The following is a 1539-nucleotide window of genomic DNA, read 5'->3' as shown; positions in this document are numbered from 1 at the left end:
ATTGAAGCCGTATCGCGCGATAGCGATGCGGTATGACAAACTCAAACGAAACTACGAAAGCATGGTGGCCTTGGCCTGCGGTTTTTTATGGCTACCCATGTGAAAGGTCAACAGGCCCTAATGATAAGCGCGAAATTCTCCACCCATAACCTTGATTTGGTTGGAGATGGATAGCGCGGCCAACGTCACGTTGGCCTGTCCTGATTCTCGATATAGTCGTGCAGCACTTCAACTGTGATAGCCTTGGGTATAATCGAGAGTGGCTTGACACCACTCAAGCTAGCACGCCATTCCTCATGTCTGTGCGGGGATTGTTGACTCGATGAAATTACTCCAACGCTCGTTGGTCGCTCGTATCATTGCTTCGCTGTTAGCCATCAGCAGCATAGTAGTGATCAGTATCGTGGTGACCATCGTGGTCGCGGGAAGCAGCCGTGGCGATGCCGCCGCCATCAATATGGCGGGCTCGTTGCGCATGAACACCTACCAGATCGTTGCCTCGCTACAACGCTACCAGCAGCAGCCAGGCACCGAAAATCGTCGCCAGGTGCAAGCGCTGACCGACCGCTTTGATTCACGCCTGACAAGCTTGGAATTGACCAACGCGATTCCCGACGATGCGAGTCACGCTCTTCAGGAGCAGCATCAACTGATTATCCAACGCTGGGAGCAAGAACTGTCCCCGCGGCTGGAAGCCGCCATCGTGGGTGAGTCGGTCAGCAATGTAGCGCTCGACCAGACGCTCGACAACCTGGCTGCCGATATCGATACGTTGGTGACGCTTCTCGAGCAAAATACCGAAGCCAAGATCCGCTTGCTGAGCGTGCTGCAGTTACTTTTCCTGGGGCTTACCATTGCAGTGGTGGTGATTGCGCTTTTCGATATTCGCCACAACCTGACGCGCCCTCTCCATCAGTTGGTGGTCCTTGCCAGAGAGGCCGCACAGCGCAACTTCCAATACCGCACCCATCTCAAGGGTAGCGACGAACTTGCCTTGCTGGGCCGCACTTTCGACGGCATGTCCGAAGAACTGGCTGCAAGCTACGCCGCCCTGGAGGAGAAGGTCTCGCGCAAGGAACAGGAACTCGAGCGCAGCAATCAGGCAATGCAACTGATGCACGATGCCAGCCGCACCCTGTACGGCGGGGGTAACGATCTATGCTCAAGTGCCGCCCCCATGCTGCGTCAACTGGAAACCCTGCTCGAGCTGGGCCCCATCCGGCTGTCGCTGAATGATCCTTTCGATCATCGAGAAATGCCCGTCCTGGAAACGCATTCGCGCACTCGCCCGGTGTACTGTCGGAACCAGGAATGTCATGCCTGCCTGATTGACCCTCAGCCCCTGGAGATCATGGCAAGCGATCAGGTTCAATGCTTGCTCCTGCCTATCAGCGTGGGTGATGCCATGCTCGGCACCTTGGAAATCTGGTATCCACAAAAGCAGCTCGCCGACAGTACCCGGCGCTTGCTGACCGTACTGGCGGACCAGTTGGCCACTGCGGTATATTTGCAACGCCGTATCGAGGAGCAACAGCAGGT

At 56.2% G+C, this 1539-nt stretch carries 1 protein-coding gene and 1 pseudogene; both read left to right on the top strand.

Annotated features, from left to right (window positions below; all coding sequences use genetic code 11):
- Positions 1 to 103 (top strand): annotated as a pseudogene (locus DU506_RS21130) (IS5/IS1182 family transposase); the annotation flags it as partial.
- Positions 104 to 322: 219 nt separating this feature from the next.
- Positions 323 to 1539, top strand: a 1217-nt coding sequence (locus DU506_RS21125) for a type IV pili methyl-accepting chemotaxis transducer N-terminal domain-containing protein (RefSeq protein ID WP_114488783.1), incomplete at its 3' end; no start/stop codon positions are given.

The organism is Vreelandella rituensis, from assembly GCF_003336665.1.
GTDB classification, from domain to species: domain Bacteria; phylum Pseudomonadota; class Gammaproteobacteria; order Pseudomonadales; family Halomonadaceae; genus Vreelandella; species Vreelandella rituensis.
The sequence above is the reverse complement of the archived record's forward strand: the minus strand, read 5'-3'. Positions and strand labels throughout refer to the sequence as shown.